Genomic DNA, 15,296 nt, shown 5'->3' on the forward strand with positions numbered 1-15,296 from the left:
ACCAATTAATGAAATGGCTTTGTTTTATTTTTTGATTTTTGTCATATGTTGTTTTTTACAAACTATTAAACATCATTTATTTAGCAATTTGGACATGAATGCCTTTATTTTTTAATGCGGTTAGATTATGAATAGCAACACCTTGATCCATGATGATCTTATTAATCTTATCAATTCCTATAAAGCTTTTTAGTGATTTCTGCCCAAATTTCTCATTGTCAGCTAACAAAATACTCTCCTCCGAAATGGTCGTAAATTTGTATTTAACTTGTGCCTCCATTTCATTGTTTTCATATACTCCATATTCAAGATGGAAGCCGCTGCATGAAAAAAAGAACATATCAACGTTATAGACCTCTATCGACTTCTCTGTCATCGTTCCAATAAATGAGGACATCTCTTTATTTAAATACCCTCCTACTGTAATGACCTTCACTTTATTATCATTCCTATTTAAAAATTCCAACGTTACCGGGATCGAGTTTGTAATAACGGTAATATCTATATCTACTAGTTTTTTAGCTAATTCGTACGAAATATCACTGCTATCAAGTGCAATAATAGCCCCTGATGTAACTAGTTTTGCTGCTTCTTGAGCAATAGCCTGTTTCGATTCTTGGTTGGAGTGATCCTGTTTAAATAAAAGTGTTGTTTCTTTATTTTCCTGCTGATTTAAATAAGCACCACCATGTATCCTTTGTACCAGCCCATCCTTCTCCATTTGTTCTAAATCTCGCCGAATCGTTTCCGCAGTTACTTTAAAACGCTTACTAAGATTTGTTACACGAACCGTACCAGCTTGAACAATTAAGGAATAAATCTCTTTTTGTCTCTCTATCGCAATCTTGTTGTCTCTCATTACCGTTCCTCCTTTCTATTGTTAATAACATGATTATTCATCAATAATTAAGTCTTTTTCTTTCTTTATTTAGTTTTTGTGTTTGTTAAATGTGATTTTAATGTATTATCACAGAAACAACAACATATTATTCACTTTTATGTATAAAATACCAATTAATAGACGTGTTTTTATTTTGTTTTTTATTTCGTTTTTTTCAGATTTATTGTTAGACTCTTGAATAAATCATCCTGCTAAAACCCCAGATTTTTTGTTCCATTATAAAAACCCTCTCTTAGAACAAAAGAGGGTTTAAAAAAATTCAATTGCTTATAATGCCTTGGTCATAAACATACTATTTGGGTCCTCTTTGTAATCCGCGAACGGAGTACAATAAGTAAATCCAAAGCTTTCATACAGCCTTCTTGCCGGTTCAAAGGCAGCCATCGAACCTGTTTCTAGGCTTAGCCGCTGATAGCCCCGCTGCTTCGCCTCTGCCACAATATGTTCGAGAATCTTTCTAGCAACCCCTTTTCTAAGATGTGCTGAAGACGTTCGCATCGATTTTATCTCCCCATGTATGTCATCAAGCTCCTTAAGCGCCCCGCAGCCAACTACTTCATCTTGCTCCCATGCACTCCAGAATGTCACGTCTGGGTGCTTTAAGCCATCAAGATTAAGGGCATGAATACTTTCTGGCGGTGAATGGAGAGCCATCCCTTGAAGATGCTCCCCGATTAAAGCTGCAACTTTTGCTCCAGATAGATCATCTAATTTTATTTCCACATACATCACCCCATCATTATTTTGATACTTCCATTATATCTTGCATGGGCAACTTTATGGATTTTTTTCTATCTTTTGGTATGCATTTGAATCGGTATTAAAATTGCTTTGCCGATTTCATTCGTGGTTTCGCTGATATCTCCAATGGTTACGGCCGATAAATTTGGTTTTTCGCCGATATCCGCCTTGGTTCCGTTGATATACCTGATTTTTCGTCGATATCCCCAAGGTTCCGCCGATATATCTGATTTTTCGCCGATATCTTCCATGGTTACGCCGATATATTCGGTTTTTCGCCGATATCCGCACGATTCCGCCGATATATCCGATTTTTCACCGATATCGCCTTGGTTCCGCCAATATATCCGGTATCTCGTCGATATTCTGCTACCCACGGACATCCCTCATTCCGCAATATATCTACCCTTTTCCGCGATATGCTTCTACGTCCCACCGTTCCCTATCCCAATCTAGCCGATATATAAAACCCCATAAAAAAAGAGAGTACCTCCATACTCTCTAATGTCCCTTATTCACAGCCTGGCCAGCTTTTTCTTTAAATCTGTTTCCATGGAAGCTAAATCCTGCTCGGCTTGCAGGCGTTTTGCCCTGCCCTCGGCTTGAATGCGGAGCGTCTCTTCAAGCGTGGAGACTAGGTGATCTTGTACTTTTTTCAGCGTATCGACATCGACAAGACCTCGTTCGTTTTCTTTTGCTGTTTCGAGTGTATTGATTTTTAGCATTTCTGCATTTTTTAATAAAAGGTCATTTGTTGTTTTTGAGACGAGCTTTTGAGCTTCAACCGCGTTCTTTTGGCGAAGCAGGGTGAGCGCGATGGCCACTTGGTTTTTCCAAAGCGGGATGGCTGTTGTGATGGACGACTGGATTTTTTCGACTAATGCCTGATTCGCGCTTTGGATCAGGCGGATTTGCGGTGCACTTTGCATCGTGATCTGCCTACTTAGCACAAGGTCATGTGTCCGTTTTTCCAGGCGGTCGGCAAATTGCATTAAATCATTTACCTCTTGGAAGGCCATTTGATCTTGCGTCAATTCTGCCTTTTTCTTTAATTCAGGAATGGTTTTTGTCTCCAATTCCTCAAGCTTCAATTCCCCTGCTGCAATATATACGTTTAACGCATGAAAGTATTCTTTGTTCTTATCATAGAGCTGTTCAAGGACATTGATATCCTTGAGCAGGTCATTTTTCGAGTGCTCAAGCTTGACGCTGATACGGTCGATTTGTGCGCCGGTTTTTTGGTATTTTGACAGCACTTCCTGAACGGAGTTTGAGATTTTCCCGAACATTCGGGAGAGCATATTGCGTTTAACCGGTTTTAAGTCATCGGGACTTACCTGTTCAAGCTTTTTCATTAGGTCACTGATAATGACGCCAATCTCGCCGCTATCCTTTTTTTGTACATGGTCAAGCATTGTATGGGAAAAATTCATCAGCTTTGTTTGCGCTTGTGTTCCATATAAGGAGATCGCTTGCTGGTTTTTCGGATCAATTTGCTCAGCAAGCTGGATTGCCTTTTGACGATTTTCCTCAGGTAAAACATCAATCAGTCTGCCCGGTTTTGCTGATGCAGATTGGTCATGATTCACAATCTCAGTGTCGCCAAATGGATTGGCAAGCAACTCATCAAGTTCATTTTGGTTACTCATATGACAATACCCTCCAACGGTCATTTTTTATTCGTTTTATCGATTGTAAGCTTTGCAACGTCTAATTCAAAATGTAAATGATCAAGATCTGTAGCCAGCACATCATATAAATCCTTTTCCAGTGTTTCCGCAAGCTCTTCAATCGTCCTGCGCGTCTCACTTAAGGAAATATTCAGCTCCGCATTTTTCTTCGGCTGTGCTGCTAGAAATGCATATTTTTCGCTTATTTCTACCATTGAATCTAAGTGTGAGTAAAAAAATGGCTCTACTAGATAAAATCGCTTTGGTTCATTTTTTGTTATGGAGTATATTTTGTTAACGACACGAATGATCTCGATATTTTGTTTAATTGAACCAATGGTTCTCACTTGTAAGAGCGATTTACGAAGCCGGCTGATTTTTTTGCTCGCTTCCTCTAAATTCTTTTTAATATAGAGGTATTCCTTCCTCGTAAGCTGATTCTGCTTTAAAAAACGCCGGGATGTGATTCCTTTCATTGTCAGGTAAACAAGCCCGCCCCCGCCCAGCGCATACCCGCTTGAATAAAGAAAGGGCTGATCTAAAGGAAAAAAACTAACAAGCCAAATTGTACCTGAAGAAAAAGCAGCTGTTGATGAACGAAATAAAAAATGAAAGAATTGTTTCATTCGAATCGACTCCTATTATTTTAACTACTATATTAGTACGTATAGTGCGGGAAGAAAGTTTCATTTCGGTCAGGAAAAAACAATCACTTGAATAGTTGGGTAACTTCAACTAAAATCACATATGGCATAAAAAAAAATGATAGGTGATCAATTTGACAGTAAAACGTAATGATCCGTGTCCTTGCGGCAGCGGAAAAAAATATAAGAAATGCTGCTTAAATCAAGCAAACGTCGTTCAAATCCAAGAAGTAAAGGAAGAACGTTTTCTCCAAAGCAAGCACCTGCTTGTGTTAAAGTTAAGAGATTTTATGACAAAAAAAGTATCTGCAACTCAATATTACCAGCTGCAAGCCGAATTTAACAAACGTACGCTTCATGCCATTAAGGGATCGTATGAAACCGGCTTTTTTGAATTTTGGCTGTTTTTCTTCCATCGTTTTGAAAACGGACTCCGCGGCATCGAATGGTTTAACCAAGAGTCACGCCTGACAGAAGAAGAAACACAAATGGCGAAAACATGGGAAGAGCTAACACCTAAATTCGTCCAAGCTGTTAATAAAGACGAGGAGATCATTGTCTTTGAAGATTTGGATACGAAAGAGCAATACCGCGTACCTATATTAAAGGACACGGATCCTGCATTTATTCCTTGGTATGGCACATTTGCCCTGCTTGAACCGTTTAATGATTCCTTCTATTTTAATGGTGTGCGTATCTTTGAAGATCCTAATAGCCTTAGCAGAGCCATGAAAAAGGTTGAAGAGTTAATGGATTCAACAAAGCAAAGCCGTGAGCAGGTCTTGAATGATTACTTCCCGGAAATTCTAGCATCCCTTGTCACGGATCAGGAAGCTGATCGTCAAGAAACGAGAGACATTCATGATTATTTACTGCACTACAAAGTGGAAAATGATGCAGCTGTAACTAGCTTTTTACAAAGCTATGAACAATTTATCATTGATACATGGGAAGAAAAGAAAAAGCTATGCAGCTGGATTGACAGCTGGTATTCCTATACAGATACAGAAGTTTCAGGTCCGGTTCTTATCGCTGAGATCTACGGAAAGATCTTTTTAGAAAATGGCGATTTACAGTTTACAAGCTTGGATTCTGCCCGTGTAGAGGAATTCAAACAGATGATTAAAAGCTTGCTTGACCTGAAAGCTTTGACATTTATCGAAGAAAAAACAAAGACCTTCTCCATTCCTGTCCAAGCGGAAATCAGAGATATGGTCTTGTCTTTAGAGCCTGACACACCACCATACTTTGGCCTTTACGCACAGCATGACATTCGTTTAGAATTCGATAAACCTATCCGACAATTTAACGGATTATCGATTAAAGAATTAATGGATGAAGGAAGAGTCGAAGAGGCGGAGCTTTGGCTGAAGCAAATGGAATACAATACGTATCAAGGAGTTAAACAACAATATAAAGAAGCGACCGCTACGGCTGACTATAATTCAATTCGCAGAGAACTAGGCCTCCCGCTCTCTCCGTTTGTAACAGGCGGTGAAGCACGAAAATCACAGATTGAAAAGCTGGATGCTGCTAATCGCGATGAAGGAACAAAAGCTGTTAATAAAGAGGACATTCCTTACTATGAACAGCTAGGTTTCACACCTGATTCGATTAATAATTTCTATGCTGAGGATTTCATTACCTTCTTTAGGGAAAAAACAGAAGGAAAATCTGAAAATACGATTCGAAAATACCGAAGCAGCTTAGAAGACTTACGACTCATTCTTGAGCAATCAAACATGACAAGCTGGGATAACTGTGACCAAGCTTTTTGGAAACGCGTTTTCACAAAGGATTTCACTGGTTTATATGAAATCTTAACGAAAACAGCAATTAAGGATTTCATCAGCACAACGAAGGCAATTGCCAAATGGCTTGATCAACAGCAGAAATCAACGTCTTTATCAAAAACAGTCGTGAAGGTAACGAAGGAAACGGAAGAGGAATTGCTTCGTTCTCTTGAGACAAGTGTGACTGTATGATAGGAAAGGGTCTAATTCTTGTTTAATGATTAAGACCAAGTCAAAATGAAAGAGAGATACCTATTAGTCATGTATAATATGTACCTCTCTTTTTTTTCTTGATGAACATTCGCTGCCATTTGTTCAAAAGGCTTACGTTAATATTTCTATTGAGTATCAAAAACACTTGTAACTGTAAACTAAAGATTATGGCAAAAATATTATTCCAAAGGTAATTTTCCTTTGATAAAACTGTCTGAGACTTTGATATATCCAACCACAACAAGCAAACCCAAACACCATAAATGGAATAATTTAATTTCTCACTACTCCAATTTGTATCAATAAAACTATAAAAGAACAGAAGAAGAAAGTATAAGTTCCAATTACGAATTTAGTCTCAGTTTTCATATCATGCCTAATTTTTTTGTTATTATCAAAATTATAACTATAAAATAAAATCCCACTCCCACTCTTATTAAACGATCCTGCTTACGTTATTGAAGAAGATACTAAAGGGGTATGCCTACAAATCTAGTCAGCATAAGCGATGTTATTGGTATTTAAAAAGGATCTCCAACCGAAGATCCTACAAACTGGTATATTAATTAATGCACCCTATAATTTAATAAAAGCTACTTTACTTCTAAAACGAATGCATAAAAAGCATCTCCATGAGATAGGTTCTCTTCCTTTTCATCCATCCACCATACACCATAAGAATAATAATAAACCCCTTTTTGTGTAGGTGCGGAAAAACCATTTTCTTTAACCAAGATTTCATTTTCATTCTTTTCATTAATCTGTATAAGATGGAATTCATTTGGTTTTGGTTCATAGTCCATTATAAAAAATATTTTCTCACCAGGAATTACTTTAATAGGTTCTTTTCCCTTTAAAAGATCAACAGGTCCAGCCGTATCAGCACATACACCTTTCCAACAATAAGTGCCAAGTTTTGTTTCATACTTTTCATTACCAATTTTTATATATACCTCTGGAGGTTTTTCTCCTGACATTCCCTCTTTTGAACAACCCATAATGGTAAGACCAAAAAGAACTACTAATATAAAAAGAAATTTGTTCATAAATAACCCCCTTTATGGTTAGAGACGTATAAAATGACAAAAAGGTTACTCATATAGTTATTAAATTAAACTCCCCGTTCATTGAAAAAGAAAAATGCCTTGCTCCTTATTGAAGCAAAGCACCCGTTTGTTTAAAAAGTTACTCTTTCTTTATTATTAAGAATACACCCAGTACAGCAATTCCAATTAACAAAATTAGAACATATATCGGTATTCCCAACCAGCTAAAACCGCCTGAAATATTAAAAAATATCCTATTGCTTCTTTCATAAAAATCCCCCCTTGAATAAAGTGTTCCTGTAAAGTCTATAAACACCCTTACTATTTCTGATTACTGTTGTATTATAGTTACCAAGTTAATTAGTTGCGAAAGACTATAAATCTAAGCAATATAAAAAAGCTAGAAAATAATCAATTATCCTCTTTATTTTACTATAAAAATCCAATGACTTATTGAAGTAACCTGCCCCTTTTGTTGAACAAAAAAGCTCCTTATGTTGACTAAGGAACTAGTTATTTTGGATTCTGATTATTTAAAAACTCCTCTATTTTACTACCTAACTTTGAACTATCAATCCCTCTTCTTACTGTTGCTTGATAATAAAGTTGTTTAAAATGGCCACTAAAAAAGCAGAAAACCCGGCCTATGATATGGGCCGGGTCGGAAATAAAGTTGTTTAAAATGGTTGAACTAACGTTTTTCGTTAGCTTAGAAAGTGTGGATTACTCAACTGTGCTCCTCAATCAATGAGATTTTCCTTCCTTAATCTCGAAAACTCCGTCGCATAATACGCCATGGCGATGGCCGGTAAGGCGATTCCGACAAGCAGTGCCGCCTCCCAGCCCCCCGTTGCGTAAGCCCATCCCCCTGCCGCTGAGCCGATAGCGCCCCCTAAAAAGAATATGGCCATATACAAACCGTTAAGCCTACTGCGAAATTCCGCTCCTAAAGAGAAAATCACCCGCTGCCCGAGAACCATGTTGGCTGAAACCCCCATGTCAAGTAAAATCGCCGCAACTACGAGGATGGGGACTGCGAGTGCAGAACTTGATGGAACCAGCAAGGGAAGCAGCCCGGAAAAGAGGACGATGGCCAATGCCCATCCCGTAGCCGGGCGAACCCATCCACGGTCTGCCATACGGCCCGCCGCTGGAGCCACAATTGCCCCCATTACCCCGACTAATGCGAACAGAGCGACCTCCTTCTGAGTGAAATAGAACGGCGGACTTGTCAATACCAACGGAACTGTAGTCCAAAACAAACTGAACGTTCCGAATACACAAGCATGATAAATTGCCCTCCGGCGCAATGCCGGTGTCGCCTTCAGCAGATGCAGCATGGAGTGCAGCAGCTCCGGGTAAGCAGTAGCGGTCGAAGGCTTCCTTGAGGGTAGTGCCTTTGCCAATACAAGAGCCAGCGCGAAAATCAATGCTGCGGAGATGAAATATATGGCGCGCCAGCCCATATACTCCGCCACCAAGCTTGAAATGGGACGCGCGAGCATAATCCCCAGTAGTAGCCCGCTCATGACGTTGCCCACATTGCGACCGCGCACGGCTTCAGGTGAAAGATGAGCCGCATACGGCACAAGGATTTGTGCTGCTACGGAACCTACTCCGATCACGAGTGAAGCGGTGAGGAACAGGATGGCGCTTTTGATTACAGCGGCAATTGTCAAAACGGCGGCTGTAAGGAGCAATGATGAAAGGATCAACTTACGATTTTCCAGGATGTCTCCCAACGGTACGATAAATAACAAGCCGATCCCGTAGCCGACTTGAGTCAACGTAACGATGAGTGCGGCAGCCCCGGAGGAGAGCCCGATGGTCGAACCGATCGAGCCTATCAATGGTTGAGCATAATAAAGATTTGCCGCTATGATACCGCAAGCGGCTGCCAGGATAAAAATCAGCGATGGCGAAACCGATTTTTCCGTTGGAATGGAAGCTGAATGCATAGAAAGTCCCCTTTGCTCACCAGAAATTTTCCGGAATAGTCGTTCCGGAATGTGCAAAAAAAAAAAATGTTTTATAGCATTTCCATCACCATGTCTATCATCTGCTGCATCTTGCTGCGGTCACCCTGCACCTTCGCAACGATATTTATACTATGATTCAGGTTTGAGAGCAGATAAGATAAAGTCTTGATATCTTTCTCAGGCATGATTTCTCCCGTCTCCTGACCTTTGCGCAGCAGCTCGTAGAAGGATTTCTCCAACTCGTCAAACCGCTCCCTGATCAACGCATTCAGTTGCTCATCTGGCGAATCCATGCCGACTGCTGCATTAGTAATGAGACAGCCCTTCGGCGACTCGCCGTCCAAGGCAGAATCGATGTGTATCTCGAAGTACTGCCGGATTCCCGATTTTGCGGATGTCGCATTGACGAGGATGTCCCGTTTTGCTTGCTTCCACTTCTTGTACCAGTTGATCGCCTCGATATAAAGCGTTTGTTTGTCCCCGAACGTTTCGTACAGACTTGATCTGCTAAGATCCATAGCTTCCAGCAAATCTGGAATGCTTGCCGCTTTGTAGCCCTTCTTCCAAAAAACGAGCATCGCTTTATGAAGCACCGCTTCTTTATCAAACTCTTTGTAGCGTCCCATGGTTCTCCCTCCGTTTCCGTAGGTACAGTATATACTTTTCTGGAACGATAAGTCCAGTATATTCTGCAGGTATGAAAGTTAGCTCAGGCTGGGATAAGATGGATTACAGACTTTTAAGTGAAATTAGTGGACCCTCTGCTTTTCGATCACCACTTTCTAAAGAATAGCATTTGCTAGGTATTAGAGTAATCTGCCCGTTCGTATTATAAGGTTAGCCAGAATAGTAAATAGGTTCCATCCACGCTTCGATGTTTTCTACTTGAAAATTTAGCATCACAGATTGTTCTTCTGGAAAATAATTACTACTCTCTTTAAACAAAGAAAAGATTGTTTTGTTGTCAGCATCTGGCTTAATGACAGTACCATTCCACTCATCCATCGATATACCTAGAGCTTCTTTATACCAATTTTTTAATTAATCAACATCTTTTGTTCTCCAAAAAACCCCACCGAAACCTTTAATTTTCATAGTCTTAACCTCCAATTAGATACAAACAAAATAGTTATTGTTAAACGATCTGCACTTTAGTGTAACCAAATAAAGAGCTGCCGTTATTACTTTTTACTAAACTTAAGCTCTCCTCTACTTTAAGTACATTTCTTCACAATTTTTTATGAATCAATTAAGTTACCAAGAGTTTTATTAGAAAATGGACCAATACACGAAAAAAGGCACATTCCTAAATAAACGCGCCCTTTTGTTTAATGATGCAGCATTGACTCGATCAGATAATCGAATATCATTTACAATTATTTATTAAAGTAAATACTATACATTCCCTAACATGGACTCTAATTCTTTTTGATTTTCCGATAGCCACAGCATTTCCTTTGCAAAACGTTCTGGAGGTCCGCTATGCTGATCCATGCTTGAATTTATCCACCAAGTACTTTCCATAAACCATAACATTTTTAAAGAGCTGATTATAAAACCTTTCTCAAGTAAACGTTGCTCACTATACCCTTCTATAAAAGCCTGAACAAGAGAAACATTAAAGTTATTTTCATCTAAGGCTCCAGATATAACAGCTCTTGCAACATCAAGCTGTGGATAGTCATATTTCATTCTATCAAAATCTAAAACAGCAGCTATTTTTTTCTCTTCAAACAATAAATTGTCTACCCAGAGATCACGGTGAGCCCAACCAGTTTCATTAAGATTAAAATCTCCTAAATGTATCGTTTCTGTTACTTTATACTGTGTTTCTAATATCGGTAACAAATGCGATTTGCCAGTATTATTTGCATGATTCCAAACAGATTCCCAATGAGTTAAACGCGCCTCACGACTTGGGGGGATAAATTCAGGGTAGCTCTTAACCCTAAGTGTACCGTCATTTAACAATTGATGCATATACCCTGTTACTCGTCCTAAATCACACATTTGATGAACATTTAATTTTCCTGGAGGAATAACAGTTCCATTACAGTACTCCATTAGCATAAAAAGTTCTCCATTCTCCGATTCAATAAGATACTGACCCTCATGAGAATAAAGCTTAGGGCATGGAAGACCTCTATTATGTAATCGCATTTGTTGAGAGAAGACTAGTAATAGTTCTTCACAGTTATACAGTTTGTATCTTTCCTTGTTGTATTGCTTGATGAAAAAAACACCAGTATCTGTTGTTATTTTCCACTTTAAATTTAACCAACCGCGTTTTATAGGTGCAGCATCTAATACCTTAAATCCAAAATAACGATTACAAGTATTCATTAGGTCGTTTAATACCATTTCTTCTGTTAATACAAAATCCATGCTTCATCTCCTCGAATTTCTTTTCACTTCTAAATACACATGATTAGCCATCAATGAACCCAGAAAAAGGAAAAAACATCTTTCTTACTTGGTAGTTGAAAAAAGTTCTCCTAACCTTAGCGCCAAGTAAATATCAAGTTTATTGCGAAAAAATAGCTTCCCGCATTTATTCTAGAGGGATGGGATTGGTTCCAATTACGATCGTAGCGTCCAGTTCATCATAGTGTGTCAACTGAGGTATTAGCCCGTATTGGGAAAAGATTTCAAAGGTCTGAGGTGCCTGCATTTCGCTCGTCTCTACTAATAGATGTCCTCCCGGAGCTAGCCAGAGGGATGCTTCTTCTGCCACTCTTCTCTGAATATCCAGTCCGTCATCTCCTCCATCAAGCGCAACCTTTGGTTCATGTAGACGTGCATCTTGTGGGAGCAGTTTGATTGCATCGGTAGGTACGTATGGTGCGTTTGCTACTAGGATGTCGACTTTTCCACGCAGCTTGACTGGTAGTGGCTCATAGAGGTCACCTTCAAATACATGACCACCTAGACTAGTAACATTGCGGAGGGCACAGCGCGCCGCAGTTGGGTCGATGTCGACTGCATACAACTCAATCCACCCCAGAGTTTTGGCTATCGCGACACCCACACCGCCAGTACCGCAGCAAAGGTCAACCACTATGGCTCCAGGTTTAGATAAGGCCACTGCCTTTTGTACGAGAAACTCAGTACGGCGGCGGGGGACGAAGACTCCTGGGTCTACTGCTATCCTGATGCCGCAGAACTCCGCCCAACCGAGGATATGTTCAAGGGGGGTACCAGTTATTCGAAGATTGACAATAGTGGAGAGAGCATCCAATGTCCGTGCCTCAGTAATAAGAAGCTGAGTCTCTTCTTCTGCAAAAACACAACCGGCATTTCGAAGTCTCTCGATTATACTTTTTTTCATTTTGTCATCAATATAAAAATTAATTTGCTTTCCTATAGATATCACCCAATCTTTAACGGTTGTTATAGGTAATTCGTTAAAAATTGGAAAAGTCCTTCTTAAACTATTCTGCATCGTTAGTCGAATAAAAAATGCTTTGCTACTTATTATGCAAAGCCCTTCTTTAATTTAAATACACATCATTACAAATGAGATTTAATAACCTTCTTAGCAATTCTTTCACGATATACAATCAGGGTAAGTGCATTTAATAGTATCGTAACGATTAGAAGAACTGCTGAGACGAACGCCGTAGCACCCATAGTGTCCATAAGAGCAGACCAATCCTCAATCTTTACGAGATGATAGTGATAGATAATCTGGAAACATAGTGAAATAGAACAAGCACTGATGCTCATAATGGAAAGTGCTGCCCATTTTTTATGGGGATGATTGTTATCTTGCATGAGTTTAACAACTGGAAGTATCCAAGCAATTAGTCCCAGTACAAGACTGCCAATATTAAGCCAGCCAAAATCAACCATGTATAGTCCCCCTTTTATTTTTTTGTTTCTGCATTCTTGTTCAGCAAGCCTGGCCCATAGGATGCCATCCATTTATATTCCTAATAATTTTTTCTCCCTTATTTCACCATAAAAAACAATGTAATCCTGAATGATCTTCCATCTACCTTCTTTAATTACCCTGCCATGTTAGTCCAATTAGAAAAACATGACAAAAGCAGCATTCCTAATGAAATTAAGCATCAATTAAGAAAATTTATTCGTATAGAATAATTAATCATTTAATACATATCCTATCCCTATTTAGGAGGTGAAACTCAATGACTAATCAACAAAATAATCGTAATCAACAAAATGGAAAAAGTGTTGCAGAGAGCATTAAGAATACAGCAGGTTCAGCATTTGAAACAGTTCATAACGCTTTAGAAACAACAGAAAATATTGCAATGAATGTTGTTGATGCAACTAAAAACGCTGCAAACAATTTAACAGGCAACACAAAAAACAATCGAAACAATCAATAACTAAAATGTTAGACGCCATATATATGGCGTTTTTCATTTTTGGATACATTTAATATCAAGCTTTAAGAAATCAAATAACCCTCAGTTAGTATAATTTAATACGGTATATCTTCTTACTGCAGTAATTCAACTTGTCGAGTAGAAGGGAGCCTTTCTACCTTACGGTAAATTATACTCCTCCCCCCTCACAGAACCGTGCTTGCGCTATTAACTCACACGGCTCCTCCTAGTTATCATTTACAGAATGTAGCTAATCTCTTTTCTAAGTTCATAGATGTTCACTTTGATTCTTGGTGAAGGAAGTGGATATTTACGCAGAAAAAGATTAAATTTATCCCATGTGAAGGACTTCCTTTGGCTTCTTCTATTTAGCCATTTAAATAGTAAGTATTCGATTTTCTCTTTGAAGTTGTTAACAATTTGAGTGTTATCCGTAATGCAATAATAGTTGTAATAGCCTATAAGTGAGCGTCTAAATCTATCCATAATCGTATGAATATTTTTATTTCTATTAGTCTTTAGCCATTCTTTAGATTCTCTTAGTTTGCCTCAGACTTTCTTCCTGCTAGATTTCCGTTTTACCCGAAATTTCCCTTGTTTACTTTTCCCGCAATAGTGGGTAAACCCAAGGAAGTCAAACGTAGCTGGTTTACCATTCCCATCACGCTTTGCATTATTTTCTGCAAACCTTCCAAAGGGAATAATTTTAGTTTTATCCTCGGCTATTTCCAAATTAAACTTCCTTAATCGAAGCTTTAGTGAATGGAAGAATTGCTGAGCTTCACTTTTATGTTGAAAACAACAAACAAAGTCATCTGCGTATCTTACTATATATGCCTGTCCTTTACATTGTTTCCTAACCACTTTCTCGAACCATAAGTCCAGAACATAATGGAGATAGACATTGGCTAATATCGGAGATATTACTCCACCTTGGAGACCTCCGAAAAAGGCACGTTTAAATGTGTTCTTTAGGTGATTTTTACATTTTCCGGGTGTTTATAAGGGATATTCTATGTTAAAAGGGGTAAATTCAAGAGATAAATGAGGGTTTTCTCCTTTTTATTCCTATGATTCTTGTAAAAGGGCAGACTTCTCCCGTTGTCGTTTTTGAGTAATTAATTTACTCATACGTTTTACATTACAAGCTATTGTTGCTAGAAGAGAGTGAATGGATGTTCTTTCTAACCCTCTGTAACGGCTGCGACGTAAACTATGATTTCTTACTTTATCTGCATCCCATACAACCGCAGGATTAAATGTCGGTACACATATTCCCCCATCATTTGTAGGTTTACTTGTAAGCTAGTTTAAACATACTTAATAGCTCAGAGTCTATTATGCTTAAACATTCCAAGTGCCCAGAGGTCCTTCGCTCCATCATAGGTGTTACCTTAATAGAAGTGTAATTTCCTTACACTTAAGAAGGCATTACCCTTCTCTCGTTGCTACTACGACCTCATGCGCCAGTCCTAAATCTTCCTACCAATTTCTATTAGCCTCTTATATGATAGGTCTTTATTGGTTTGTACCATTCAAATTTGAAGTAGGACCTTCCCGTCGTTATCTCTGAGAATCTTTCCCTAGATGCTAGAACCCGTGCCCCGGCTGCCCTTACGGTGCTTTTGACCGTTTCTTCCCGTAAGGAATCGGTCTTCCCCCGTTAGATAAAGGTCGACGCTAAGCAAATCATCCCTCGAAACAGTTTCTTGGAGGGGCGTAGATTTCGGGACTGCAGTATTCGTTAATTCCTTCTGGCCTCTAGGTTTGCTCGCCACACAGACTGTTCCGACCTTATTCTCTCAGTGTAGAATAGGCCGCCGTGACTTTTACTTCCAAGCAGAACGTAGTTTGTTACCTCCCCACGCATTGGATATGCTAGTCATCCGAATTCGGCCAATTGATGACAGGAGACTTTCACTCCATGAGATTCTCAGCCTTGACGGCTGCTCCA

General features: G+C 39.1%; 14 protein-coding genes and 3 pseudogenes. 2 read left to right on the forward strand and 15 right to left on the reverse strand.

What is annotated here, in order from left to right; translation table 11 throughout:
• Nucleotides 1-76: 76 nt before the first annotated feature.
• The 6 genes from WQ54_RS27360 to WQ54_RS27380 all read right to left on the reverse strand — a co-directional run bounded on the left by WQ54_RS27360 (nt 77) and on the right by WQ54_RS27380 (nt 3,938).
• Nucleotides 77-859 (reverse strand): DeoR/GlpR family DNA-binding transcription regulator, encoded by a 783-nt coding sequence (locus WQ54_RS27360; RefSeq protein ID WP_046589318.1) that lies wholly within the window; start codon nt 857-859, stop codon nt 77-79.
• Nucleotides 860-1,168: 309 nt separating this feature from the next.
• Nucleotides 1,169-1,624 carry a GNAT family N-acetyltransferase gene (locus tag WQ54_RS27365; protein ID WP_046589321.1) on the reverse strand — a complete coding sequence of 152 codons (456 nt, stop codon included), beginning with the start codon at nt 1,622-1,624 and terminating at the stop codon, nt 1,169-1,171.
• Between the two features lie 68 nt (nt 1,625-1,692).
• Nucleotides 1,693-1,893, reverse strand: a complete 201-nt coding sequence (locus tag WQ54_RS34005) for a hypothetical protein (RefSeq protein WP_156178196.1) — start codon at nt 1,891-1,893, stop codon at nt 1,693-1,695.
• A 2-nt stretch (nt 1,894-1,895) separates the two neighbouring features.
• Nucleotides 1,896-2,078 carry a hypothetical protein gene (locus tag WQ54_RS34010; protein ID WP_156178198.1) on the reverse strand — a complete coding sequence of 61 codons (183 nt, stop codon included), beginning with the start codon at nt 2,076-2,078 and terminating at the stop codon, nt 1,896-1,898.
• A gap of 79 nt (nt 2,079-2,157) precedes the next feature.
• Complete coding sequence (locus WQ54_RS27375) at nt 2,158-3,291, reverse strand: toxic anion resistance protein (protein ID WP_231597667.1); 1,134 nt, start codon at nt 3,289-3,291, stop codon at nt 2,158-2,160.
• A gap of 20 nt (nt 3,292-3,311) precedes the next feature.
• Nucleotides 3,312-3,938: a 5-bromo-4-chloroindolyl phosphate hydrolysis family protein gene (locus WQ54_RS27380; protein WP_046589326.1), complete on the reverse strand. Its 627-nt coding sequence runs from the start codon at nt 3,936-3,938 to the stop codon at nt 3,312-3,314.
• Between the two features lie 152 nt (nt 3,939-4,090).
• Between WQ54_RS27380 and WQ54_RS34015 the strand changes: the two genes are divergently transcribed.
• Nucleotides 4,091-5,941, forward strand: a complete 1,851-nt coding sequence (locus WQ54_RS34015; RefSeq protein WP_046589328.1) for a YecA family protein — start codon at nt 4,091-4,093, stop codon at nt 5,939-5,941.
• Between the two features lie 614 nt (nt 5,942-6,555).
• On the opposite strand, the gene WQ54_RS27390 is transcribed toward WQ54_RS34015, so the two are convergent.
• From WQ54_RS27390 to WQ54_RS27420, 7 genes and pseudogenes are all read right to left on the reverse strand, one after another.
• Complete coding sequence (locus WQ54_RS27390) at nt 6,556-7,008, reverse strand: hypothetical protein (protein WP_231597668.1); 453 nt, start codon at nt 7,006-7,008, stop codon at nt 6,556-6,558.
• Between the two features lie 740 nt (nt 7,009-7,748).
• A complete protein-coding gene (locus WQ54_RS27395; RefSeq protein ID WP_046589330.1) occupies nt 7,749-8,966 on the reverse strand; it encodes an MFS transporter in 1,218 nt (405 codons plus the stop codon).
• 71 nt (nt 8,967-9,037) lie between these two features.
• The gene (locus WQ54_RS27400; protein ID WP_046589335.1) at nt 9,038-9,613 is read right to left on the reverse strand and encodes a TetR/AcrR family transcriptional regulator; all 576 of its coding nucleotides are present in this window, start codon (nt 9,611-9,613) and stop codon (nt 9,038-9,040) included.
• A 247-nt stretch (nt 9,614-9,860) separates the two neighbouring features.
• Nucleotides 9,861-10,082 (reverse strand): annotated as a pseudogene (locus WQ54_RS27405) (VOC family protein); the annotation flags it as partial.
• A gap of 300 nt (nt 10,083-10,382) precedes the next feature.
• Nucleotides 10,383-11,372: a phosphotransferase gene (locus WQ54_RS27410; protein ID WP_046589337.1), complete on the reverse strand. Its 990-nt coding sequence runs from the start codon at nt 11,370-11,372 to the stop codon at nt 10,383-10,385.
• A gap of 166 nt (nt 11,373-11,538) precedes the next feature.
• Nucleotides 11,539-12,327, reverse strand: a complete 789-nt coding sequence (locus WQ54_RS27415; RefSeq protein ID WP_046589373.1) for a putative protein N(5)-glutamine methyltransferase — start codon at nt 12,325-12,327, stop codon at nt 11,539-11,541.
• A 170-nt stretch (nt 12,328-12,497) separates the two neighbouring features.
• Entirely contained in the window at nt 12,498-12,911 is a 414-nt protein-coding gene (locus tag WQ54_RS27420; RefSeq protein ID WP_331435276.1) for a hypothetical protein, read from the reverse strand.
• 227 nt (nt 12,912-13,138) lie between these two features.
• Here WQ54_RS27420 and WQ54_RS27425 point away from each other — a divergent pair, with 227 nt between their 5' ends.
• Nucleotides 13,139-13,342 carry a hypothetical protein gene (locus WQ54_RS27425; protein WP_046589341.1) on the forward strand — a complete coding sequence of 68 codons (204 nt, stop codon included), beginning with the start codon at nt 13,139-13,141 and terminating at the stop codon, nt 13,340-13,342.
• Between the two features lie 237 nt (nt 13,343-13,579).
• Here the strand turns inward: WQ54_RS27425 and WQ54_RS35010 are convergent.
• A pseudogene (locus WQ54_RS35010) lies at nt 13,580-13,861 on the reverse strand (group II intron maturase-specific domain-containing protein); the annotation flags it as partial.
• A gap of 30 nt (nt 13,862-13,891) precedes the next feature.
• Nucleotides 13,892-14,269, reverse strand: a pseudogene (locus tag WQ54_RS35015) (reverse transcriptase domain-containing protein); the annotation flags it as partial.
• Between the last annotated feature and the right edge of the window lie 1,027 nt (nt 14,270-15,296).

Origin of the sequence: Bacillus sp. SA1-12, assembly GCF_000981385.1 — a bacterium.
Classification (GTDB): Bacteria; Bacillota; Bacilli; order Bacillales; family Bacillaceae; genus Metabacillus.

Coding starts and splice junctions, on each gene's coding strand:
- WQ54_RS27395 (WP_046589330.1), bottom strand. CDS start 8,966: ATGCATTCAGCTTCCATTCCAACGGAAAAATCGGTTTCGCCATCGCTG.
- WQ54_RS27375 (WP_231597667.1), bottom strand. CDS start 3,291: ATGAGTAACCAAAATGAACTTGATGAGTTGCTTGCCAATCCATTTGGC.
- WQ54_RS27400 (WP_046589335.1), bottom strand. CDS start 9,613: ATGGGACGCTACAAAGAGTTTGATAAAGAAGCGGTGCTTCATAAAGCG.
- WQ54_RS34005 (WP_156178196.1), bottom strand. CDS start 1,893: ATGGAAGATATCGGCGAAAAATCAGATATATCGGCGGAACCTTGGGGA.
- WQ54_RS27425 (WP_046589341.1), top strand. CDS start 13,139: ATGACTAATCAACAAAATAATCGTAATCAACAAAATGGAAAAAGTGTT.
- WQ54_RS27420 (WP_331435276.1), bottom strand. CDS start 12,911: ATGGATGGCATCCTATGGGCCAGGCTTGCTGAACAAGAATGCAGAAAC.
- WQ54_RS27360 (WP_046589318.1), bottom strand. CDS start 859: ATGAGAGACAACAAGATTGCGATAGAGAGACAAAAAGAGATTTATTCC.
- WQ54_RS27410 (WP_046589337.1), bottom strand. CDS start 11,372: ATGGATTTTGTATTAACAGAAGAAATGGTATTAAACGACCTAATGAAT.
- WQ54_RS27380 (WP_046589326.1), bottom strand. CDS start 3,938: ATGAAACAATTCTTTCATTTTTTATTTCGTTCATCAACAGCTGCTTTT.
- WQ54_RS27390 (WP_231597668.1), bottom strand. CDS start 7,008: ATGAACAAATTTCTTTTTATATTAGTAGTTCTTTTTGGTCTTACCATT.